This is a genomic window from Paenibacillus lutimineralis (assembly GCF_003991425.1).
Lineage (GTDB): Bacteria > Bacillota > Bacilli > Paenibacillales > Paenibacillaceae > Fontibacillus > Fontibacillus lutimineralis.
The window spans coordinates 1,409,642-1,433,202 of sequence record NZ_CP034346.1; the positions used below are offsets into that span (position 1 = coordinate 1,409,642).

Sequence of the window (23,561 nt, forward strand, 5' to 3'; positions counted from 1 at the left end):
CAAGCTATTTCTTTGTTTGTTATTAGAACTTGATATGGGAAAGGAAATAATTAATGAGTAGTATCAAAGTGGACTCTACTAAACTGGAAGAGCTATCTGCTAGTCTGAAGCGCTTAAGTGGAACGGTTGAGGATCGGGAGAAGTACATCAATTCAATCATTACAGAATTAATTCGCGATGTTCGAAGACAGTATTCTGAACAACGGGATGTACAGCTGGCTTTGAATCATGTCGAGGAGGATCTACGGGAAGTAAGGAAACTAGCCGACAAGGTAACGCAAGGTCTAGCAAAAAAGTCAACCGCATTATTACAGGCTTCCGGACAGTATCAGGCAGAAGAAAAAGCGACACAGAGGATGATCGGTCAAACCCAACCACCTTCTACTTATTATTCCAGTGGTGGGGACCTTGCCGGTGAAGGGCTGAACAACTATTTAATGGATAAATTGTTCGAAGACCCTGTAGTACAGGAATTGCACTTGAAAGCGATGAACGGCACAGAAGAAGAACGGCAAGAAGCGAAAGAGAAGCTGGATGCCATATTCAAAGCGCGGGACACCATTGCAAGGGCGCAAGTGGCTTATGCAACATATAAGTTGTTTGGTAACAGTTATTTGATGGAGATGGCTCATAAAGAAGCAATGAGACAGCGAAATATATTAAAGGGATATGGCATAAAAGAAGAGCTTTACAAAGAAGGAGTCAATCTAAGTCACCTATACACAGGAACAGCATTACAAGCATGTTCTTATGATCCATCCATACAGCTTACAAAAGACGGAAAATCAGTATCAGTACTTATGCCTCAAGATAATCAATATACATATTTACTGGGTTTAGTGATCAAGGGTGGTTCTGAAGGGGCCTGGGCCAAAAAACAGTTGGATGAAATACATAAATGGCTTAGCGAGATTGGCCGCGCTCAGGTAGCCTGGCATGAATACAAGTTAAAAGATATGAAGAAGAAAATGGAAGGAGCCCATATATACGCTGAGAAACTCCGGACAACCCTGAAGGAGAAATACTCCCTGTCCTCAGGAATGGTAGACGATGTGGACTTAAAATATATGTGGACAGGCACGGGATCTGCGGGGAAGTATTTGAGTGAATCGGAAAGTATCACCACTAATTCTAATACAAAATTAGAACCTCAGAAGAATCAACTACTATCCAGGGAAAGTATAGATATGATTTTAAAATTTGAAATTACTAGTAAAGAATATTATATAGGACATTATCAGCATCCTATTCTACCAGGTGAGAGTAGTGGCATTACTATAGGAATCGGTTATGACTTGGGACAAATTTCTTTAGAAGAATTTAAGAGGGACTGGGGGGATAAGCTGTCCAGCTCGGATTTCGAACTCTTATCTCAATGTATTGGGAAACACTTGAAAGACGGCGATAATGCGAATAATAAAAACATGAAGAATCTATTAGCAGCGGTTAGTAAAGTGACTATAAGCTTGGATAAGGCGGAGTCTGTTTATTTAAACAAAACGTTACCTAAATATGTGGGATTAGCCAAAAAGACCTTTCCAAATTTCGACAAATTGCCTGAAAATGCACAAGGGGCTTTAGTAAGCCTAGTTATTAATCGGGGTGGAGGTTTAGATAGAACTAACAATCGCCGCAAGGAAATGGTCGAAATATCGGATTTTATGAAGAATAAGACTGTTTTCTCTCAATCGGATTTGAATTATATTGCAAGTAAGATTACAGAAATGAAGCGCCTATGGCCAAATACTAACGGGTTGCAAGTTCGCAGAGATATTGAAGCGGCTTTCTTAAAAAATGCATTAAAATCCAATGAGAATTCTACTATAACTTCTCCATCATATAACCCACCTGATAAAAGTACCAATACCCTAGATGGGAGTGGGAACAATCTTAAAGTTGAACCGGTAAATCAAATTGATCTAAACAAAAAGGGTTGTGCTGTGGCTTCATTCGTTATGGTAGCTAACTTTTTTGGAGCGAAAACGGACTTTAGAACGGTAGAATCTAAGTTTGTCGGTAAGGGGTACATGCTGGATTTCTCCAAAGCGGCTAAAGCTTATGGACTGAAATATTCAGACAAAAGGGGACTTACAGAAGCTGAGGTTTTGGCGCTTGCAAGAAACAGCTTGGATAAGGGAGAGCCAGTTCTGATACAAATTTATGGAAATGGAGTAACCCATTTTGTGGTGGCGATAGGATATAAGGGAGATGGTAAAGCTGCTAAAGATTTTACTATTGTCGATCCTTGGGGCGGGGTAGAAAAAACCTTGGATAAAGCATCCAGATATAATGAAGCTCCTGTTACATCTATTAGGTTTATAACTAAGGAGGGAAAGTGAGTGAGAGGGAATTTATATAAACTGCTAGCTGTTGTTATAATGGTCTCTTTTATAGTAGGATGCGGTCTTAAAGATATGACAAATGCGAAGGAGAATGTACCTATGATACCAACACTAAATGAAGAAGCGGCTCTAAAGCTAAGGACAGAAGCAATTGCTAAGTTCTATAGCGTCTTTCATGATGGAGGGGGAAGTGCAGAGTTAAATGACGAAAGAATCGCGAACGATGAATATTATTATTATTTTTGTGATGATCTAGATTCACTGGAAAAAATAAAAGCGGCACTTCTACCGTTTTTTAGTACAGATATTGTTTCAGAACTGGTTGATTCGTACCCTATATCGGAAATTAACGGCAAGTTATCATATCAACCCTATGATGTGGGATCTATGCTTAAATGGGATGAAGCTAAAGGAACATTAAAGAAGGATCAGGCGGATGTTAAAGTATATGAATTTATTGTTCCCGACATCGACGGAGTTACAGAACCGATAGAAGTCGAATTTGTCAATATTGAGAATAGTGGATGGAGGATCAATACAGACCCAGTAAATATCCTGTAGTTAATTAGCATATTACTTGCCTACGGAGAGGAGAGAGGTACATGCGGAAAGCGATTTTACTTATTATATTAGTTATGTTATCTGCTTGTAGTAATGAAAAAGAAAATAGTATCTCCGTTCCACTGTCTTCAATAACAAATGATGTTGAAACAAGTATTGATTCTTATGAAGAACAAGGAGTTGAAAAAGGGATCCTCTCCGATAAGGATAATGCGAAGCTATGTATGGAATCCTTAACAAGAGAAAGACAAAAATATTCAAGTACGATGTTTAGTATTCTTTCATCGCAAGTTTATTTAAATAAAAAATTTGGTTTGTATGACGCAGATCTCGAACAAACAAACTCAATTCTAGCAAAGAAACCTCAGCCTATTTTTTTTAGTGAGGAGAGAGATACCATACTGATCTATCCGGGTATGGGGTATCGGAATACTTCTATTGAAATGGATACGTCCGAAGAGAAGTTTAATGAGATGGTACGGTCTTCTTCCGAGGAGAATAAACCTTGGGAAGTGGATGCTGCTCAAATAAAGGGTTTAGCTGGTTGCTCGGTCTTGCCTGTTAAGGATATTGCCTATACAAGTACGGGTGGGGCAATGGAGAGATCATTGAGTGATGAAGTAGCTTCTCCAGCTTATGATTACTTGAACACATTAAATATGTGGGGCGGACAAGCCAATGCTGCTAGCACATATGGCTCGAGAATAAATGCATCTTCTAAGAATACCGAAATGTTTGAATTAAATGATCAATACGTTTATGTTTATTTCCCTGATCGTGAAATAGATACATTGATTCTTCAGCATGTAGGAAAAGGGACTGCTACAGAGCTCATCTTTTCAGAAATAGAAGCTGAGAAGGGTTGGCACGTCTTTATGGCTAAAACCAGAGAGAGTCCTTGGTTTGAAAATCCCCCCTATGTGTTGGATTACACGGAAGGATACTCACAATTTATTATAAAAACGAAGGGGGAATCTATTTATATGACTAACCAATATCATTCTTCGTTACAAGCTCAATACACTGATGTGATCAAGGATACGCAGAGAAGCTCATTAGTTGGTATCTACTATGCTGGTGAAGCCAGCCTAACTATTGATTCCTATCAAGATGGCAAGATTGGGGGGACTCTCAGTAGAGCTAGCTACAATTTAAGTAAAATAGCAGAAGTAAGCTTTTCAGGTGAAGTTGTTGATAATCAGTTGAAATTCTCCTTTGAAGGAGATGGCTATGGAACAGAGGGGCTTAGCCAGGGAGTCTTGCGTTTAAATAATGATCAACTTGAGGTGAGTCTAAAGATTTATCCTAATGAGGGAGATTGGTCATTTACAGATGGAGATCTGGTATTTACGAAATCTTTAAGAACATATCTGTATGAGTAATAGTAGGAATACACACCAGAGATTGTGAAAGACTCTATAGATGCTCTCCTCACTGAAAATGACTGATTCAATCTCTTGGACCTTCGAAATCCATCGTGCATGCGGATTTCCCTTTACGGGTTGTTGTGAATGGGAAGAAGGTTGGATTTCCGGATGCAAAGCCTTTCAATATTGAGGGACTTCCCAAGGTGTTAATGGACAAACCTCAAGACTATGTCCAGATGATCCAACCCCCTACCTACAAGCCTAATGAGAGTGTTGGATATACACTGTTATATCAAATGAGAATGATGAAGGTATAAGCAATAAAGTGATGTTGAACAAAGACTGGTGAAGCACTATATATGGAGGAGTGGTATAGGAAGTGAAGTATCTGTCAACCTGGATCCTGCTAGTGTGCATCGTATTGGCCACTGTTGGATGTAACCTAAATGAAGATACGAATACAAACCTAGCTAGCCAAGAGATACATAACAAAATTCAAGAGGAGAATGAAGTTCAGAACTTACAACAGTTTCACCTCGGAATGACAATTGATAAAGTCAGAGAGGTTCTTGAAGCTAATGATATTGAAATAATAAATGAAATTGAAAATACCGGCGATTCAGACGCATGGGATTGGGGAAATAAGTCCATATGGACAGAAGGGATAAGTTTTACTTTTGATCATGATTATATACTATATGAACTTGAATATGAGAATGATGAAGCAACTGAGTTAGGGGTTAAAGCTGGAGACAAAATAGACCTTTTGAAAGAGGTGTATGGGAATAATTATAAATTGTATTCTTATGATCAATTAGTAGATTTGGGTGTAGTCATTTCGAAAGATCTAACAGCAGAGATCTATGAATATCAGATGGAAGATCATTATTTTCGAGTATTCGTTATTGATTCAAAAATAACTAGCTGGGGAATCTCGAAATATAAGCTTGGAACGAATAGCCCTATTACCGAAGATTATTCTCAAGTTGCACTGCATAAGCAGGATAACCCTGTTAAGAAGAAGTTATGGGAAGAATTTCAACATTATAGAGAACTAATTCATGCAGACAATAATTCCAAGTATACTCAAATATTAGCTTCGGATCGAGCCCGGGGGCTGCTCACGTTAGATAAGTTGGGATTTTTCAAACTGAGTGAATACGAGTTCAATCAAGTAAATAAAAGTAGAGAGGAACTGAGGAGTGTCTTGGAACATTCCGTTGTATATTCTGGATATTCATCAAACAATGAGCATATTATAGCGATAATCTCGCCACAATCTTATGAGAGTGAAAGCTATCAAGAGGCCATAAATCTGGTAGCCAATCAAGATGATGAATATGAGTTCTTGTCGTATATTACAGAGCAGTCTGATGAACGCTCCTTGTTAGTAGGCTTGGATCTAAAAATTGAGAGCACATCTGTTCAAACGGATGAGATGAATATAGAAAAAATAATAGTATCAAATCCAGATGATTCAAATTCCGATACTGCTTATTTTGCAGAAGAATTAACCGATGTTATAGCAAAATATAAACGGACAAAGATGGTAAATAATAGCCTTAAAAGTGGAGAATGGTACGCTTTAGCATATGACGGGACTTTAATTTATGATCCTGTTATTACAGTGTTTTTAAATGGCGAACAAGTTGTTTTGAGTAGACAGTAGTGACAGCAAGGCGGAGCCACTTCTCTACAAAACGAGTGAGATGGTGAATTGGTTGATCAACACGACAATTTGGGAAGAGTAGTGGAGCATTTGCGACAACGATGGAGCAGGAAATCACCGACATGTCCAAGGATGTGAGTCGTCTGCTCCAAAATAAGAAGCGAATTATTGGAAATTTAGTTAATATGATTGAGATGGCAGATAAAAAGCGACATGAGATTTTGGATGGTAGAATAAGAGCGATTTATGGCCATTCTACACCTCAAAAAATATTAAAAACTGCAGTTGTCCACCCTCAATCCTGTATCATGGGACAGCAAGACATTTAGTTGATCAGATTTTATTGAGGGACTTCAACCGATGGCGAGGCTTTATCAGGCTATTTTGCTTGGAAAATAAACGGCCAAACGTTTGAAATAATACGTCTGGCCGTTTTCGAATATTAATAAGTTTGATTCAAACTTACAGGTCCTAGACTGCCATATGATCCTTGGAATTGTCCTTTAAGGACATAAGTGCCTGCACTAAGATAACCTACTGAATACTCGACTGGACTTGGAGAGGTTGGCCCAATATTTGCAGTAGTCGAGAAGACTTTACTAAGTTGACCGGAAGGCCCTTTGGAATAAAGCGATAACTCAACAGTTTCATTCGTAGAGCTCCATAGTCCGACACTTAATTTATATTGAGCTGATTGACTGACTGTCAAATCATGGGATGTTGCAGTATAGGCAGCAAATGCGCTAGTAGAGAAAGAGAATAAGGCCAGTAATAAGATCAATGCAACTTTTTTCATTAATTTCACCTCCCTTCATATTATGGAGTAACAGAAGAAAACTAAGATTGAAAAGTAATATTTTAACTATTGTAACAAAATAATGATTATATGCATATATATTAAATTTCTGAATTTTCATTGTGATTAGATGAGCCAATGCTATTAATTTCCCTATCTCTTCCCCCAATTCTAGTGTATAATCAAAGTTTAAGAGTTTCATATTAAGCATCTGAAGATGGCTTATCATACATAATCATGTCAAGGAATAGAGTTGACACGGAGGTGTCAGCTTTTTTTCTATGGGCTTCTTACGGTTTCAAGGAAAAATACATAAATAGAGAGATCATAGAGTAGGAGGACGAGAGAAATGTGGTTTGTCTTTGCTGTGGCTGCGGCAACATGCTTTGGGATGCGGGGAATCTTGTATCAGTGGACGTCCCAGCGTCCGCTTGATCGGAATTTACTGTTGTTTGGCGTTTATTTGTCGGGAACAATCATTGCACTGGCCAGCAATGTGTTTGCGGGTCAAGCGTGGAATAATGGGGCAATGATCGGTCTGTTGATGGGGGTATTCTCCTTCATCGCTAACGCCTCGATGTATAAAGGCTACGCGGTCGGCAAGGCATCGTTGATCGCTTTATTCACCGGTCTGCCGCCCGTGGTCGTGGTCATTGTGGCTTATCTGTTGTGGGGAGAGACGTTGAATCCGTGGCAGATTGTTTCCTTTGCCGTGGTTATTCTCGGACTATTGCTGATTAAGTACTCCCAGGATTTAAAGCTTGGACAATTAAAAGGCATTCAATGGGGCATTCTGACCATGCTGTTCTTCGGCATGACCGATTTAACCTCCAAGCAAGCCACACTTTCGGGAGCCTCTACGCTTCCGTTGTTATCCGTGATGTATGGGACGGGAGCGGTACTATTTGGCACACAGTGGGCCATAAGCCAGTACAGGACCTCCAAGAAGGTGGCCGGTAGTGCAGTCGCAGAGACTGAAGGCTCTGTATCGAGTGCAGCTTCTACTGCAACAGCTTCCGCTCCTGTGCAATGGAGCCGCGGCAAGACGCTTGGCTGGGGTCTGTTTGTCGGGATTTCCAATATCGCCGGCATGATCTTCCTGATCCCGGCTTTTCGTGGAGGAGTGACCGGGATCGTCTCAGCGATCAGCGCCATGAACGTTGTGTTCGTACTGCTGTATGCCCGGTTCTATCTGAAGGAGTCGATGTCGCTGCGAGAGGTCTTGGGATTGTCGACCGCGCTGATAGGCATTTTGCTGCTGCGTTTACTTGCTTAGCGTAAAATAAACCCGAAAGATAAGCATCCTTCTGACAGGCGCTTCTCTTTCGGGTTTTTTCATTATTTAACGGCTACTCAGGCTCTATCCCCAAAAACTTCTCACGCATCTTCTTCAATGTATCCGAATCCTTATAATCGTTCTTGGCCGCAGTATCCATATATTGCTTGAGATCGGCAAGAAGCTGGCTTTGGCTGGCCTCAGTTTTGCTTACATAAGCGTTGTAGGTCTTCTGGGCTTCATCATTCATGATGTGCGTGGAATAGTCGAATAATTGGCTATTATCGCTCCCAAAGAAAATAGCCCCCTTATACTGTTGAAACAAATCCTTCATTTCTTTATAACGAGGAGAGGAAGGATAATCTGTCATGAAGGACTCGGCATCAAGCGCTCGATTCAGAAGCTCTTCCAGACTGACGGCAACTGCTGCGTCACGAAGAGCTGGCGCTTTAGTATCCCTGGCCTTCAGCTTGATATAAGCCGCGATATCCTCATTAATCTTATCCTCGTATTGGGTATAGGTCTCGTAATCGATAACCGGGAAGAAGACCCCCTCTACTGAATAGAGGAAATAACCGTTATCTTGTGTCTCAGACAGCAAATCCTTCAGCTTGCCATCCGGTAATTGGGAGATGATATCTTCCAGACTGCGCGTATAGGCATCGTTATTGGCCAGTTCCTGCAGAATGCCTTCTGCGTAATAACGTTCTTCAAGGGCTGGTGTTGCTTGTATCTGCGCGTCCTCAAGGGAGAGAAGCATTTGAGTGGCCTGCTCTCTGGATACCTCATTAATATGCTCCTGAAGATAGCTGATCGCCTCTGACAGCTTGCCATCGTTCTGCAACAATGCGTTATACTCGGCGCTCACCTTCGCAGCTTGATCTGCTACAGCTTGATCATCTTGATCTGTAGAGGGATTATTCTGTTCATTAGATGGGACGTTCTGTTCACTTGCATTTTCATGGTTCTGGGCATTAGTGTTTGGTTCCGTGTCAGGCTGCTTATTGTTGCATGCAGCAAGCGCCAATACCGTTGCAAGGGCCAACGTTATCCTCATCATCTTCTTATGCAATGCAAAATTCCTCCTTAGATGCGATGCCTTTTGGTTATCATAACGCTGGCTCACGGTCAAAGGTTGCAGCCATTTCCAAGTGCATGATTTCATTTAATAAAATGAGATACGACGAATACGGCAGGAGAGTTCCAATAGATGGTGACCTCATTGCCGGCAAAGCTGTCCTGATGGTCGATATAACATTGCGCCGGAGCTTTACCCTGTAGATGCTCCATCATATAATCGTCATTAAGTCCATGATTCGGACCGCCAGCCACCAGGCCAGGCACGGGATCATCAACCTGGTCTCCGACAGAAGGACGATGATGTGGATGCATGACGGGACGATCTCCATATCCGGTAACATAGCTTATATCCAGCACATTACGCCCCAGTAAATAATGCATATGCTCCAACGCACAAGCTTCGTATTCTTTTTGTCCGCTGAAATGATAGGCAAGCAATAGCAGCGTAGCCCGATTCATCAGAAGCATATTGCTACCCCAGATATAGTCCGTCTTCGCGAGGGAGATCAAATATCCATCCGTAGCGCTTCGTCGGACCGATTGGTCTGCTTCATTGATCAATCCGCTTAACAGTGAAGAGCGCAAATCCTGCTCAACCTCGAAGTTATCATTCAGCAGGTAAGCGATCGTTCCATACCCGCCCATATCTGCCCATCCGAGCTCATACTTGGGGAAAGCTTTTCTTGCTAGATCCAGAAAGGCGGTGTGGTAAGCGACTTCTCCAGTGGTCCGGTACAGTTCGCCTGCGGCCCAGTAGCGCTCGTCCAGATCTAGGTCATCACCGTATTCGCCAGTGTACACATCCATAGGATTTCTGAAGCCTCGGACGTCGGGATGTTCTTCAAGCCAGGACCATGCCCGTCTTGCTGCCTGGAGGCAATGATGTGCAAACTCAGGATCAAAGGACTTATAAATCCGGCATGCCATAGCCATGACTCCGGCGAAGCATCCGGTGGCAGTGGCTGAGACAGCAAGGAAGTACAGATCATCACGGTCCTTTTCAGGAATAATGGTAAGCGCAGGAAAATACTTGGTCGTTAGCTTATGAAACACGCCACCGCTCTGCTTATCCTGCATTTTGAACAGCCATTCCAGCTCATAACGGCATTCATGCAGAATATCGGGGATCTTCCCGTCCGTCTCCGGAATAGGTGTAGCTTGGTAAAAAGCTTGTGGGTGGAGTTCATAGGCCAGAAGCAGATCAGCGACGGCCTTGGCTCCGGGGCCGGAGTATTTACCATAATCTCCGGCATCATGCCAGCCTCCGCTGCTGTCCAGCCTGCGAGAAGGATCATCGTATACGATCCCTTCCTGGGTATGACAGGCTTGATGCGTCCACTTCCCGGCATATTCCTCCTCCAGTTCCATACCGCAGCGGAACAGATAGAACGCTCGTAATAGCCCGCGGTGAACCTGTTCGTAGGGTTGCTCTGAAATGGTAAAAGAAGCTGACTTGCGACCATTCAGCTCAATATGATATATCCCGGGTGTAGTCCAACTGGAGAAGTCGGCATGAGAGATGGATACTCCAGCCATATGATCCTCGACGGGATTAGTGGTATTCCCTTCATGTACAATCTCTCCGAGCCGGTCGTCAACTAGATGGAAAATGCCGCTATCGTTAGCGATAACGGCGATCTTGCCAAAATTCTTAGGATAGCCGATTTGATTCACGGCAATATTGCGTTGCTCCTGTCCGTTCATCGTTTCTCACACTCCAATTATGTAATCGTTTTCAAATAACAATCCAATTTCTGTTAGTATCATTCTTATCCTTACATGTTCCGGGCGGCTTGACAAGACTCCTTATTAAATCACTTACCTTCATTATTATGAATCACGCTCTGCCAAGAGTGCTGTTCATCCTCAGTCAGCTCATGGTACTATTGCATATAATTAGGGGAAGCTTTACTAGAAACCGTACCTTATGAACACATATAACAGGAACTATTTTTATTGAAGGAGTGAAGGATTCATGGATGCTTTCTTTTCCTCCGGGGCGATGTCCGGCTTTGTCCTTCTATCTCTCCCTCACCTGCTGGCGCTTGCCGTCGTGCTGCTTCTGATTCTAGGCTTATATTATACGAGAATTACGATACGCAATCGCCCGTGGTTAAGGAGGGCCGTCCGCTACGGCTTGGCCTTGTTATTGCTTCTGTCTGAAGTCAGCCTAAATATCTGGTATTTGGAGCAGAACGTCTGGGATGCTCGTTACACGCTGCCGCTTGAGCTATGCAGCCTTACGCTTCTGTTATCCATCATTATGCTGCTGACGGGCAGCCGCTGGCTTTATCCCTTTCTGTTCTTCGCCGGGATTGGGGGTGCTCTCCAAGCACTGGTTACGCCTAATTTGCTGTATGAATTTCCGCATTTCCGCTATTTTCAATTTTTTATCTCTCATGCGGCGATTATATTAGCTTCGTTATACATGACCTGGATCGAAAGTTACAGACCTGGCTGGAAGTCCATTGCTTGGGCGATGCTCTTGCTGAATATTTCAGCAGCTGCAGTATGGGGAGTAGACTATGCCATCGGGGCGAACTACATGTTCCTGGCTCATAAACCGGATACGGCGTCTCTGCTCGATCTATTAGGTCCGTATCCATATTATTTGCTTGTGGAGGAAGGAATCGCCCTGATGATGTTTATAATATTGTATGTCATCTTCTTCTTACTTCCCGATAAAATAACGCAGTATAATCGCAGCAGGAAAGGAGCTCGATCATCATCATGAAGGAGATACCCGATCATTTGCGAACCGGACTATCGGTCGTGTTCATAGGATTCAATCCCAGCCCGAAATCGGGGGAGGTGGGTCATCATTATGCCAACCCGCGTAATAACTTCTGGCGTATTCTGTATCGCTCGGGACTGACACCTCGCTTGTATACGGCTGCAGAGGATCATGAACTGTTGGAGCTGGGATACGGCTTCACCAATATTGTATCTAGGCCGACGCGCACGGCGGAGGAGATCACCCGGGAGGAATATGCGCAAGGCAGGCAAATTCTACGCGATAAGCTTGAGCTTTACCGTCCGGAAGTGGCTTGCTTTGTCGGAAAAGGGGTATATACGGAATTTAGCCGCCGTTCTCATGCGGAATGGGGGTTCCAAGAGGAGCCGATCATCGAGGATGTTCGGGAATTTGTAGCTCCTTCCTCCAGTGGGTTAGTGCGGATGCCAATGGAGGAGATCATTTCTATTTATAAGGGGTTGTTCCAAGGATGAACAGCAGGGGCCAGGTGACTTCTGCGGTAGCTGCGGCGGCATTCACAGACAAGTAGCTCCTGGGCCCAGGAGGCTGTAGCAGAAGTGCATGCGCTCGGCTTCATTAAGGGGTGGGCCAACGGCTAATTTGCACCACAGAGCCAGACTACTCGGGCTGAGGCTGCCCAGATAGTTGCTAGATTGATTAACGGATAATTGGGGTCAGGATATTGCAGTGGGGCTGCTTCATGGTCGATTTATGGCCAAGGGCAGTCCTTGTTCTATGTAGCCGTAGTCACCGCGTCGCGCACATTGTGCCAAGTTGGGACGAGTCACGTAACCGCTTCACTCAAAGTTACCTTTATTTCCATGACCGCCACCATGCGACGCCATAACGGGCGCTGGGAGCTGCGCTAGGGGCAAAATGGCCAGCAGCAGCGAGAAAAGATGCAAAAGTGCATCTTTTCATCAGAGACACGCAGGGGAAATTGTAAATTGATGCAAAAGTGCAGGATTTCCAAAGGATTTGGTTGATTTTATGAGAAATAGGCTTAAAAAGAGGTAAAACTGCAGTTTTTTTCTAAAAATAGGCGAATTAATCGCTAAAAACCTGCATTATTGCATCTTTTTCATTTCATAGATTAGGTCAGCTGGAAATGACTTCTTTCTATCGACTATTTTACAGTAGTGTGCTATTATAGAGTCCTGATAACGTGGTAACGAACTAAAGCGTTTGGGCTGAATCTTGAAACTGGAGTAATCATACGAGAGCAGGCGCAAGCGAACTAAAGAGCAAAATTATTTTAATATAATTACCATGATTGTTCGGATTATTGAGTATTACGGGGGAGAGAGAAATGATGAAGAAGACGGGATTAATTAGCCTAATCGTAGTGGCCATGTTTGTGGCCTTGGCCGGATGCGGCGCATCGGGATCAAGTAAGAATGAGAACAAGCTGGTGATCGGGATCGATGATCAATTTGCACCGCTTGGATTCCGGGACAAAGATAATAATATCGTAGGCTTCGATATTGACTATGCTAGAGCTGCCGCGGAGAAGATGGGTAAGGAAGCGGTATTCCAGCCAATCGATTGGAAGGCGAAGGAATCCGAGCTGAAGAGCGGCCGGATCGACTTGATCTGGAACGGATATACGATTACAGATGAACGCAAAGAGATGGTGCTGTTTACGAAGCCTTATCTGGAGAATAGCCAGGTTATCGTGACGCTGGTGGACTCGGAGATTGCTGGAGTGAATGATCTGGCAGGCAAGGTTGTCGGACTGCAGGCTCAGTCGTCGGCTGCCGATGCGCTGGATGCCAATCCGATCAAAGACAAGATCAAGACCGTATCTGAATTTTCCGATAACGTGCTTGCATTAAGCGACCTCAAGACGAAGCGTCTTGATGCGGTTATTATCGATGAAGTAGTAGCTCGCTACTATCTATCTCAAGAGGAAGGGACCTTTAAGATTCTGGATGAGTCGTTAGCTCCTGAACTCTATGGTATCGGCGTGAAGCAAGGCAATGAAGAGCTGCTGAACAAGCTGCAGCAGGCACTCGATGAACTGAACAGCGATGGGACTGCAGCGGAGATTTCTAAGAAATGGTTCGGCGAGGATAAAGTGCTGAAATAGATCGTGAGGAGACGTTGGGTATGAGCTTGGACTACATCTTAGAGATCATTGGACCTATGCTGGAAGGCGTAAAAATGACGGTGTTGCTGTTCTTTCTGGCCATCATTACGTCCGTTCCGCTCGGATTCCTCGTCACCTTAATGGTGAAGAGCCGAATTAAGCCGCTGGCAGGGCTGGCGCATATATATATTTACGTCATGCGGGGAACGCCTCTATTGCTGCAAATGCTCGTCATTTGCTTCGGATTGCCTGTCATTCCGGGGATTGGACAGTATTTGGTCATGGATCGCTTCGTCGCTGCTTGCCTAGCCTTCACCTTGAACTATGGCGCTTATTTTGCTGAGATCTTCCGCGGCGGGTTGCTGGCGATCGATCGGGGACAGTATGAGGCGGCTCAAGTATTAGGCTTGAGCAAATGGCATACGACGACGCGAGTCGTGCTGCCGCAGATGTTCCGAATCGCGCTTCCGGCGGTAGCCAATGAATCGATTACCCTTGTGAAGGATACTGCTCTGCTCTATGCCGTTGCGGTGCCGGAGCTGCTGCATTTTGCCCAGACAGCGGTGAACCGCGACTTTACGATCGTGCCTTTCTTTGTAGCGGGGGTTATATATCTATTGATGACGCTAGTGTTGACCTTGCTGTTCAAAGCACTTGAGCGGAAGCTCAAATTCGAATAAAAGGACGTAGAATCGTTATGGCAATCATAGAGGTTATGAATCTTAGAAAATCGTTCGGTACCGTGGATGTGCTGAAGAATGTATCCTTATCGGTCAATGCGCAGGAAGTGGTCGCCGTCATTGGTCCGTCTGGTTCTGGGAAGAGCACGATGCTGCGCAGCCTGGCGTATCTGGAGAAGATCGATGGCGGCAGCATTCAAATTGGCGGAGGATTTCTGGCCAAGGATGGGAATTACTCTGCTGCTCCTAAGGTGAAGGAGATTACATCACGAATGGGAATGGTGTTCCAGCATTTCAATCTGTTCCCTCACTTGACGGTTCGCGACAATCTGGAGCTTGCGCCCCGGTTAGTGAAGAAGCTTCCCGCTGTAGAACTGCGTAATAGAGCTTCAGAGTTGTTGGAGAAGGTCGGCCTGCTTGATAAGGCTGATGTCTATCCGGCCAATCTATCCGGCGGGCAGAAGCAGAGGGTAGCGATTGCAAGAGCACTAATGATGAGCCCGGAGATTCTGCTCTTTGACGAGCCGACATCGGCGCTTGATCCAGAGTTAACGGGCGAGGTGTTGGAAGTCATGAAGCAGCTTGCTGAGGAGCATATGACGATGATCGTTGTTACTCATGAGATGGGCTTTGCGCGTGAAGTCGCCGATCGGGTCATGTTCATGGCCGACGGTGAGTTTATTGAAGCAGGAACACCGGAGCAACTATTTGATCATCCACAGCATGAGCGGACAAAAGCTTTTTTAACTAGAGTGTTATAGGAATGAGAAGTGTAAATCGGCTGTTTGAGCAAAATCATACAACGGGGCGCCATAGGGTGCTTCGTTTTTTGCTCTGGGAAGAATCTGAATCGGCATTTCTTATATCGTGGGATGGCCGTGTCGGTTATAATGATTGAACAATTAACACCCCTAGTAAGGAGAATAATATGGCACAATCCAGAACAAAACGGCTAAACGTCGGTATATTTGCGCATGTGGATGCGGGAAAGACGACGACGACAGAGCATATTCTATTTGAGAGCGGCCGAACTCGGGAATTGGGAAGCGTGGACGAGGGGACTGCTTTGACTGATTCTATGGACGTAGAGCGGCAGCGTGGCATCTCCGTGCGATCAGCGCTTACTGCATTCCATTGGAACGGGGCTCAGATTAATTTGGTAGATACACCGGGGCATGTCGACTTTCTGTCTGAGGTGGAGCGCTCTTTGCGCGTGATGGACTGTGCTGTCCTCATCGTGTCGGCTGTAGAAGGAGTACAGGCACAGACGGAGATGATCTGGAACGGATTGCGTAGATTGGGTATCCCGACCTTGTTATTTGTGAATAAGATGGACCGGGTCGGGGCTGATTCGGAAGCGGTATTGGAGCAAATTCGCAAGCATCTCTCGCCTGATGCCATACCGCTGCAAATCCCACTGGGAAGGGAACAGGAATTCCGTGGTACGATACATCTGTTAGACGAATACTGGGAAAACGGTGAGGAATCGCCCGCAAATAATCGACCTGAACATGGGGGCAACGGAGTAAATCGAACGATTGAAAATAGAAATGACGAGGAAGAGCGGAATCTTGAAGAAGCGCGTAATCGACTCTATGATTTTCTCGCGGAACGGGATGATGCCTTATTTGAGGCCTACTTGGAAAATAATACAGTTCCAGAAGAACGATGGATGAGCACGATGAGTGAAATGATCAGGAAGGCGCTTATTTTTCCGGTCATGTATGGAGCGGCTTCGCGGGGAATAGGCATCCCTGCTCTGCTTGATGCTATCGTACAATATTTGCCTGATGCGGGTGGCAATCCGCAAGGTGCTCTATCTGGCATCGTCTTCAAGATAGAACGGGACAAGATGATGGGGCGGATGGCTTATGTTCGTGTATATGAAGGGAGTATGCGCAACCGGGATATCGTATACAACCATACACAGGGCATTCAGGAGAAAGTGACGCAAATCCGCAAGGTCGAAGGAGGACGTACCGAAGATCTTGGGCTGCTGGAAGCGGGGGATATTGCTGCCGTCTGTGGTCTGACACAGGTCAGAATCGGGGATGTGCTGGGGGGACCTGAGGCGATTCCGCCGGAGGCCCATCTCGCAGTACCATTGCTGACGGTCCGCGTTCATTGGGCGAATGAGGAACAATATCCGCAGGTCGTTCAGGCACTACAGGAGCTGTCCGATGAGGACCCACTGCTCGATGTGCAGTGGCTGCAGGATGAGCGTGAGCTGCATGCCAAGGTGATGGGACCGATTCAGCTCGAAATACTTAGTAGTATTCTAGAGACGCGATATGGATTATCCGTAACCTTCGGGCAGCCTTCGGTCATCTACAAGGAGACGCCGCTGCAGAGCGGTGAGGGCTTCATCGCATATACAATGCCTAAGCCGTGCTGGGCGATACTGCGCTTCAAGATTGAGCCGGGGCCTCGGGGCAGCGGACTGGTCTATGAATCACAGGTCAAAAGCGAGGATTTGCTGGCACAGTACCAGAACGAAGTACAGCGACGAGTACCGGAGGCACTTATGCAGGGACTTCATGGCTGGGAAGTAACCGATCTGAAGGTCACCTTGATATATGGTCAACATCATGTATGGCATACACATCCGCTTGATTTCGCTGTGGCGACGCCAATGGGGATGATGGATGGCTTAGCGAATACAGGAACAGCATTGCTGGAGCCGATGCTACGTGTGCGGATCATCGTCCCTGAAGAGAATGGGGGCCGGGTCATGAACGATCTGGTGCAGATGCGTGGTACCTACGATCCGCCTGTGCTTCAAGGAGAGCGGATGTTGATTGAAGGTAGGGTTCCGCTTGCGACATCGATGAATTACCCGGTAGAGCTCAGTTCCTATACGAAGGGACGCAGTACATTCGCTTCCTTCTTCGACGGCTATGAGCCCTGTCCGCCAGAAGTGAAGGCGGTAAGACAGCGCCGAGGTGTTAGTCCTCTGGACCAGGCAAAATATATACTTAGCGTAAGAAAAGCGCTGCAAGGATGATCATCCATCCTGCAGCGCTTTTTTGGTTGATGGGACAAACCCCATTCTACATATAAGCCTTCCTAATAATATATGTTCAAAAGTATTTTGTAAGTAAATTTTATCTTGTTAACTTGACTGCAGCCAGTGCGTGTAGTAAACTGAATGCAATTTTACTAAGGGGAGATTTTGATGTCCAAGGTCGTTCTTAACTAATAAATTCCATACTTGAAGTTTTCAACAGTCACAAGGGCCATTTGCTGAAATAGAGTGGTCGGTTTTGTTGCGGGCATATGAAGACTTCGGAATTAGTTAAGAACAACGGATATATCTAAGCCTTAGGGCCAACTAGTATTATTCACCCATCCGTACTGAGTTCAGTTCGGATTTTTTTGTTTTTTTGGCGTGATAATCTAGATGGTTTCTATAAAGGGAAGGGATGACGTATGTTCATCCCTTCCCTTTTTTTGTCTTTATCAGGATTGATGCATGTCAAAATTAGATGTTGCCATGCAATTCGAACCAAAGCAGATTATGAATTCAGGAGGTATTAGGTGAGAACGTAACTTGTCGAGTGTGGAGAATATTGTCTCTTTTATTGAAAAAAACGATAATTTGGAGGTATTAAGAACCAATGAATGAAATGAATTTGAAGCGACTGGAATATGACAAAATTAAAAATCAAATGATCTCTTTTACCGTCTCATCTGGTGGCAGAAGTCTAGCTGAGCAGCATCAACCAAGCTCAGACGGGGCAGTTGTCAGAGAATGGCTGGGAGAGACAACAGAGGCTGCCGCCCTGCTTGAAGCGGGATCGAGCGTTCCACTGTCGGCGATGGAAGGAATCGAACCGTTCCTGGCTACGCTGGGCAAAGGGAAAATCTACAATGAAAGGGAACTTGGCCAGTTGGCTGGCTGGCTAAACTCGGTAGGACAGATGAAGCGTTATATGGACGCTAAGCGACAGAATGCCCCGACTATTAGCGTTTACTCCGATTCGATGAATGAATGTCCGGCGCTGCGTGAGCATCTGGAACGCTGTATTCGCAACGGTGCCCTGACAGATCAGGCCAGCGCGGCTCTAGCCGAAGCCAGACGCCACATTGTGCTGTCGGAATCTAAGATCGAACGCAAGGTGAGTCAGACATTGGCCAAGTACAAACATGCGCTGCAGGAGCACCTGGTCAGTAAACGCAACGACCATTATGTGCTTCCAGTGAAGCGGGATTACCGAAAGCAGGTGCCAGGCACGGTATGGGATGAGTCGGCGAGCGGTCAGACCTTATTTATTGAGCCTGCTGATGTAGCCGAGCTGCATGCCGAATGGCAGATGTGGAAAGGAGAGGAGGAGCGCGAGCGGATGATTGTGCTCTCCGAGCTGTCGGAAATGGTGGAAAGCCAAGGCAGCAAGTTGAAATGGAATTTAGAGGTTATGGCCTCCTTCGATTTCATATTCGCACGTGCCAAGCTTTCTCGCACCTGGGATGGTATCCGCGTCCGACTGTCCGCTCATCCGGTCATCAAACTCATCGATGCGAAGCATCCGCTGCTCGGCAAGGAATGTAAGCCGTTGAACGTATCGATCGGCCAGCATTGGAGGCAACTCGTCATTACGGGGCCGAATTCAGGGGGGAAAACGGTCACACTCAAGACAATCGGCCTGCTGACGCTCATGGTGCAATCAGGTCTGCTGATTCCCGCCCGCGAAGGCACGGTCTTCGGGATTTTCGAGCATGTGCTTGCCGATGTCGGTGACGGGCAGAGCATCGAGCACTCGCTCAGCACCTTCTCCGCCCATATGGCCAACCTCAAGGAGATGCTGGATGTAGCAGGAGGCCGCTCGCTGCTGCTGCTGGATGAGTTGGCGGCCGGGACCGATCCCGGTGAAGGCATCGCGTTATCAATCGCATTGCTGGAAGAATTTTTACGACGCGGCTCAATCGTAGCAGCGACGACCCACTTCAACGAGATCAAACGCTTTGCCGCACAAACTCCGGGATGCGTAAATGCGCGCATGGCATTTGATCCCCAGACACTGCGTTCGTTGTATCGGTTGGAGATTGGCGAGGCTGGTGACAGCTTTGCCTTTGCGATTGCCCGTCGCTTCGGGTTGCCGGAGCATTTGATTGTCAGAGCAGAGGAAAAAGCAGCTGCTGGACATGCAGACAAGAGCGGTGAATGGCTGACATCAGGCAGCGAAGTGGAATTCATTCCATTGCCGGATGAAGATGAGGATGATAAGGGGCAGGGAAGCACTAACGCTTCTCAAGTCGAAGAACTGACCTGGCAGAGCCAGCCAACTGGAAGTAACGATCAGGAAGCTAATGGCGATAATGAGCCAGCAGCCAATCATCCATTGCAAGTCGGGGACAGCATATGGATTCCTTCACTAAAGTGTAGTGGAACGATACAGCAGTTGGAAGATACCAAAGATGAGGTCGTTGTTCAGGTGATGGGCAAAAAACTGACCATTAGTAACCGCTGGTTGTCACTGGATCCTCCTACGGAATGATGGACAAAGGAGTGCAGATCACTGACAGAGATGATATCGATGATCGCCGGATCTGGTTCATTTTGGCATTTTCATAGTATGATTGGGGTGGAAAAGAGGTGGATTGTATGTCTAAGTCTATTGAGATTGTAAACTATCATCCGAAGTATGCGGCAGGTATTGCGGTGATGTGGGATCGCAGTCAGGATGAATGGGGCGGCGGCACGACCATCAGTACAGCTGAGCAAGTAAAGCGGGAGGAGGAAAACTCGGATTCCTTAGCTGTTTTCCTTGCGGTTTGCGGCGAAGAGGTCGTCGGTTACTGCAGTCTAAGCGAGTATCGGGAAGATACCGGAGCCCTTTATATTCAATTGTTGAATGTGCGGCCGGATTATCATGGCAAGAAAGTCGGCAAAATGCTCGTGCTGCGGGCGGTAGAGGAGACGATTCAGCGCGGATGGCCGCGTGTCGATCTATACACGTGGGAAGCGAATATGAAGGCGGTGCCGCTTTACAAACGATGCGGCTTCTTCTGGGAAGACCGCGAAGATATGACGCATTTCATGAACTTTATTCCTCAGGTGGTGAACTGTGCGGCGCTTGCGCCGTATTTGGAAGGGATCGATTGGTATACGGACTCGGCGCGAACCATCGAGGTGGCACCAGATGGCAAGGAGAATAATGGTTTTCATACGTATATATATGAATGGCAAAAAGCTGGGCGGGAACTTCGTGTAGGTGTTGAACGAAGAGGAAGAGGCATTTGTCTGATCGAAACGGAAGACTACCTGCTGTCAGCGACAGTGGAACAGGCCGAGCCCGTATTTGGTCAAGAATACATGGTCAGGTACCATATCGTTAATAAATCGGGCGCGCCGCTTAGGCTCGATATCGAAGGTGTTAACGATCGGAATATTACGTTCGACTGGCAGCAAACGGTTGATGTGGAAAGCGAGCAGTTGCTGACGGCTCGATTCTTTGTCGGGGAGATCGAGGAGCCGCAAAGCGATCGTCAGACCTGCCCGACCGTTCGAGCGAACGTGAAGATTAATGGCCTTGATGCGGTTCTGCAGGTTGGCATCGTACCGAAATTTCCGGCTAATATCATGATGAAGGTACCCGACTTGATGTATGCGCAGCAGGGGCGATACGAGTTCTATCTGGATATTGAGAATCATTACCCGGAAGCCGCCTTTTTCACGTTTGAACTCGCTTCCGAACCTTGGTTGAAGCTGGAACGCCGCGAATGTACGGTCCATTTGGAGGCAAAAGAACGAATTTCCCTGCCTGTTCCGTGCAAACTTTTGGATAACGGTTTCTATGAGAAGAAGCTGGAAGTACTCGCTCGTCTAGAAAGCGGGCAAATGGTGCGATTTGTCCGCTCCATCGGCGGAGGGTTTCGCGGACCTGGTGCGATGTGTGTTGGCGAGACCGAGCACTTGCGAGTGGCGATGAACGGGAAATATACGCTCGAATACAGTAAAGAAGACAATAGCCTACAAGTCGTTGGTTGGGGGCGGGAGTACGGATTTTCGCTGATGCATCCGCAAGTCGGCAAGCCGTATTCCGGAGAATTATCGAAGATAAGACCGGAGCGTGTGGAACGAATAGAGGAGCGTGGCGCTGTCGGTTTTATCTATACCTATCGATCTGATGCTTTTTCGCAGGTGCTGCTGCATGTACATTCATTGCTTTATGCGGACGGTACCGTAAAGTTGTGGCAGGAGTTAGAGAATGTCTCCGACCGTGCGACTGCCGGCGATATGTGGATTTCCCAGCGGGTTATCCATGAGCTATATCGAGCTGTACTTCCATATGATGGACGTTATGTGGAAATGAACGATTCACACGGTTCCGATTACGACTACTGGAACGGTGATAAAGTAGGCGAACCGTGGCTTTTCTTCCGCGGTGACGGGGTAGCAAACGGTATCTGCTGGTCCGATATACATCGAATGAACTTGGGCAACTGGTTCCTCGAGTTGGAAACGCCGCTCGGACAGCTAGAAGCTGGCGAGAGGAAGCGGTCCGGCGAAATGATGCTGTCATTAGGAGGGTTTGACGATTGGCGGTCGTTCCGCGACTTTGCCCTGAAGCGGGCCGAGCTGCCGCAACCGTTGCAAGCGATCGGCGATGTGGCACTGACGGTGAACGATGGCAATCCATTCGTATTGCCCGGTGAGGATGGCGTTTCCGTGACGCTGCACGACGTAAAGCAGAGTTTATGGGAAGGGGAAGTGGCAGCCTCGTACGACAGCGATAAGTCTGTCGCCAATGAGATCGCCGGCGGCGAGCCATCGGCGAGCAAGGTGGCATTGACGTTGGAAGAGGAAATCGCGGAAGCCCGGTTTACATTGCCCCTGCCGCACCGCAGCTGTGATACGGTACGGGTGGATGCTCGACTAAGCTCGCTGGACGAGTCATACCGAACCGCATTGTTCCCGATTTCTTCCGGCAGCGTAGAGTGTTGGGAGATGGAGGAAGCGGACAAGAAGACGCATGAAGTGAACAATGGACTGATCCGTATTTCCGCGTCCGCAGATTATTATCCGGGTTTGCGTTCAATGACAGTAGGTGGTCGCGAATGGCTCGCTTCCGGGTTTCCGGTGTACGGCTCCAAGTCCTGGTGGAATCCATGGATCGGTGGGATGTACGATCAGCTCAATAACATGGGGCCTTTATCGGTATTGAAGGAGGAACGCTCAGCGTCTTTCGTGAGCCAATCGGATGCCATGGGCAATAACTGGTCTGGAATCCGGGTTCGTCTCTCCGTACGAAAGCATGAGAAATACAAGGGGTTGACATGTGACATGTATTATCTCATGCTGCCAGGGGTGCCGGTTCTCGCTTATTGGACGGAAATTCGGCAAGAAACGGGAACGTATTTGTATAACGAATCTTCATCGACCGAGATGTTCCTTCGTCTGGGCGAGAGTCCGGGAGAAGATTGGCTGCGGACATTCGGCCCACGAGGGGAGACGATTCGTTATCGGCTTGGCTCTGGCGATATGCAGGCGGAAGAAACGAAGGACTATGCGTTTGGACGCCACGGACAATCAGGCGTCATGCATGTGGTAATGGACGAATCTATGATTCGGCCGAACGTTTATTCCACTAAAGGGATTGCTTGTCTGACCTTTAAGCGGCGCTTGGAGCTGCCGCACGGCAGTGTCACTCGCTCGGCTCCGGTGTTTTTCGTATTCGCCGACGATCTGTTGCCAGTGGAAGCGCTGCATGGATTGCGTCAGTTGACATTCCCTAGTTCATAACCCAATAGCAAGGAAGGGGAAAGGTAGAAATGAAAATCATTAAATGCGCATATGCATTTATCCCATATCGAGTCCTTTAAAGAATCAAACGCCCCGGCCTAGATAAGAGTTATCTAAGGCTGGGGCGTTTCGTGATTATCTGAGTCGTTATTTGAAAGTAAGGAAATTAAAATTTGCCTCGATTGGTTTTCTTATCAAAAGTG

At 46.4% G+C, this 23,561-nt stretch carries 19 protein-coding genes; 16 read left to right on the forward strand and 3 right to left on the reverse strand.

Annotated features, from left to right (window positions below; translation table 11 throughout):
- The first annotated feature begins 53 nt into the window (after positions 1 to 53).
- The 5 genes from EI981_RS05965 (at position 54) to EI981_RS05985 (ending at position 6,268) form a co-directional block, all read left to right on the forward strand.
- Positions 54 to 2,339, forward strand: coding sequence for a pesticin C-terminus-like muramidase (locus tag EI981_RS05965; protein WP_126996321.1), 2,286 nt, complete (start codon positions 54 to 56; stop codon positions 2,337 to 2,339).
- Positions 2,340 to 2,903 (forward strand): DL-endopeptidase inhibitor IseA family protein, encoded by a 564-nt coding sequence (locus EI981_RS05970; RefSeq protein ID WP_126996323.1) that lies wholly within the window; start codon positions 2,340 to 2,342, stop codon positions 2,901 to 2,903.
- A gap of 41 nt (positions 2,904 to 2,944) precedes the next feature.
- Complete coding sequence (locus tag EI981_RS05975) at positions 2,945 to 4,285, forward strand: hypothetical protein (RefSeq protein ID WP_126996325.1); 1,341 nt, start codon at positions 2,945 to 2,947, stop codon at positions 4,283 to 4,285.
- 406 nt (positions 4,286 to 4,691) lie between these two features.
- A complete protein-coding gene (locus EI981_RS05980) occupies positions 4,692 to 5,939 on the forward strand; it encodes a hypothetical protein (protein WP_227011714.1) in 1,248 nt (415 codons plus the stop codon).
- Between the two features lie 101 nt (positions 5,940 to 6,040).
- Complete coding sequence (locus EI981_RS05985) at positions 6,041 to 6,268, forward strand: RNA 2'-phosphotransferase family protein (RefSeq protein ID WP_126996329.1); 228 nt, start codon at positions 6,041 to 6,043, stop codon at positions 6,266 to 6,268.
- A 113-nt stretch (positions 6,269 to 6,381) separates the two neighbouring features.
- Here EI981_RS05985 and EI981_RS05990 read toward each other — a convergent pair whose 3' ends face one another.
- Positions 6,382 to 6,735, reverse strand: a complete 354-nt coding sequence (locus EI981_RS05990) for a hypothetical protein (protein WP_126996331.1) — start codon at positions 6,733 to 6,735, stop codon at positions 6,382 to 6,384.
- A 349-nt stretch (positions 6,736 to 7,084) separates the two neighbouring features.
- Here EI981_RS05990 and EI981_RS05995 point away from each other — a divergent pair, with 349 nt between their 5' ends.
- Positions 7,085 to 8,011 carry a DMT family transporter gene (locus EI981_RS05995; protein WP_126996333.1) on the forward strand — a complete coding sequence of 309 codons (927 nt, stop codon included), beginning with the start codon at positions 7,085 to 7,087 and terminating at the stop codon, positions 8,009 to 8,011.
- A gap of 73 nt (positions 8,012 to 8,084) precedes the next feature.
- Here the strand turns inward: EI981_RS05995 and EI981_RS06000 are convergent, their stop codons facing one another.
- Positions 8,085 to 9,083 (reverse strand): hypothetical protein, encoded by a 999-nt coding sequence (locus tag EI981_RS06000; protein WP_126996335.1) that lies wholly within the window; start codon positions 9,081 to 9,083, stop codon positions 8,085 to 8,087.
- Positions 9,084 to 9,172: 89 nt separating this feature from the next.
- Complete coding sequence (locus EI981_RS06005) at positions 9,173 to 10,795, reverse strand: glycoside hydrolase family 9 protein (protein WP_126996337.1); 1,623 nt, start codon at positions 10,793 to 10,795, stop codon at positions 9,173 to 9,175.
- 271 nt (positions 10,796 to 11,066) lie between these two features.
- Between EI981_RS06005 and EI981_RS06010 the strand changes: the two genes are divergently transcribed.
- The 10 genes from EI981_RS06010 to EI981_RS06045 all read left to right on the forward strand — a co-directional run bounded on the left by EI981_RS06010 (position 11,067) and on the right by EI981_RS06045 (position 23,358).
- Positions 11,067 to 11,825, forward strand: a complete 759-nt coding sequence (locus EI981_RS06010) for a YwaF family protein (protein ID WP_126996339.1) — start codon at positions 11,067 to 11,069, stop codon at positions 11,823 to 11,825.
- Positions 11,822 to 12,319 carry a mismatch-specific DNA-glycosylase gene (locus EI981_RS06015; RefSeq protein ID WP_126996341.1) on the forward strand — a complete coding sequence of 166 codons (498 nt, stop codon included), beginning with the start codon at positions 11,822 to 11,824 and terminating at the stop codon, positions 12,317 to 12,319. Before EI981_RS06010 ends, EI981_RS06015 begins: the two co-directional genes overlap by 4 nt.
- A gap of 30 nt (positions 12,320 to 12,349) precedes the next feature.
- The gene (locus EI981_RS30200; protein WP_227011877.1) at positions 12,350 to 12,445 is read left to right on the forward strand and encodes an S-layer homology domain-containing protein; all 96 of its coding nucleotides are present in this window, start codon (positions 12,350 to 12,352) and stop codon (positions 12,443 to 12,445) included.
- Between the two features lie 69 nt (positions 12,446 to 12,514).
- Positions 12,515 to 12,715 (forward strand): hypothetical protein, encoded by a 201-nt coding sequence (locus EI981_RS28955; protein WP_162616105.1) that lies wholly within the window; start codon positions 12,515 to 12,517, stop codon positions 12,713 to 12,715.
- Positions 12,716 to 13,158: 443 nt separating this feature from the next.
- On the forward strand, positions 13,159 to 13,935 hold the full coding sequence (locus EI981_RS06020) for an amino acid ABC transporter substrate-binding protein (protein ID WP_127004403.1): 777 nt from the start codon (positions 13,159 to 13,161) through the stop codon (positions 13,933 to 13,935).
- A gap of 20 nt (positions 13,936 to 13,955) precedes the next feature.
- Positions 13,956 to 14,615: an amino acid ABC transporter permease gene (locus EI981_RS06025; RefSeq protein ID WP_126996343.1), complete on the forward strand. Its 660-nt coding sequence runs from the start codon at positions 13,956 to 13,958 to the stop codon at positions 14,613 to 14,615.
- 17 nt (positions 14,616 to 14,632) lie between these two features.
- The gene (locus tag EI981_RS06030) at positions 14,633 to 15,376 is read left to right on the forward strand and encodes an amino acid ABC transporter ATP-binding protein (RefSeq protein WP_126996345.1); all 744 of its coding nucleotides are present in this window, start codon (positions 14,633 to 14,635) and stop codon (positions 15,374 to 15,376) included.
- 167 nt (positions 15,377 to 15,543) lie between these two features.
- Positions 15,544 to 17,619, forward strand: a complete 2,076-nt coding sequence (locus tag EI981_RS06035) for a GTP-binding protein (protein WP_126996346.1) — start codon at positions 15,544 to 15,546, stop codon at positions 17,617 to 17,619.
- Positions 17,620 to 18,232: 613 nt separating this feature from the next.
- Entirely contained in the window at positions 18,233 to 20,110 is a 1,878-nt protein-coding gene (locus tag EI981_RS06040) for an endonuclease MutS2 (RefSeq protein WP_126996347.1), read from the forward strand.
- A 107-nt stretch (positions 20,111 to 20,217) separates the two neighbouring features.
- Positions 20,218 to 23,358, forward strand: a complete 3,141-nt coding sequence (locus tag EI981_RS06045) for a GNAT family N-acetyltransferase (protein ID WP_126996348.1) — start codon at positions 20,218 to 20,220, stop codon at positions 23,356 to 23,358.
- The last annotated feature ends 203 nt before the right edge of the window (positions 23,359 to 23,561 follow it).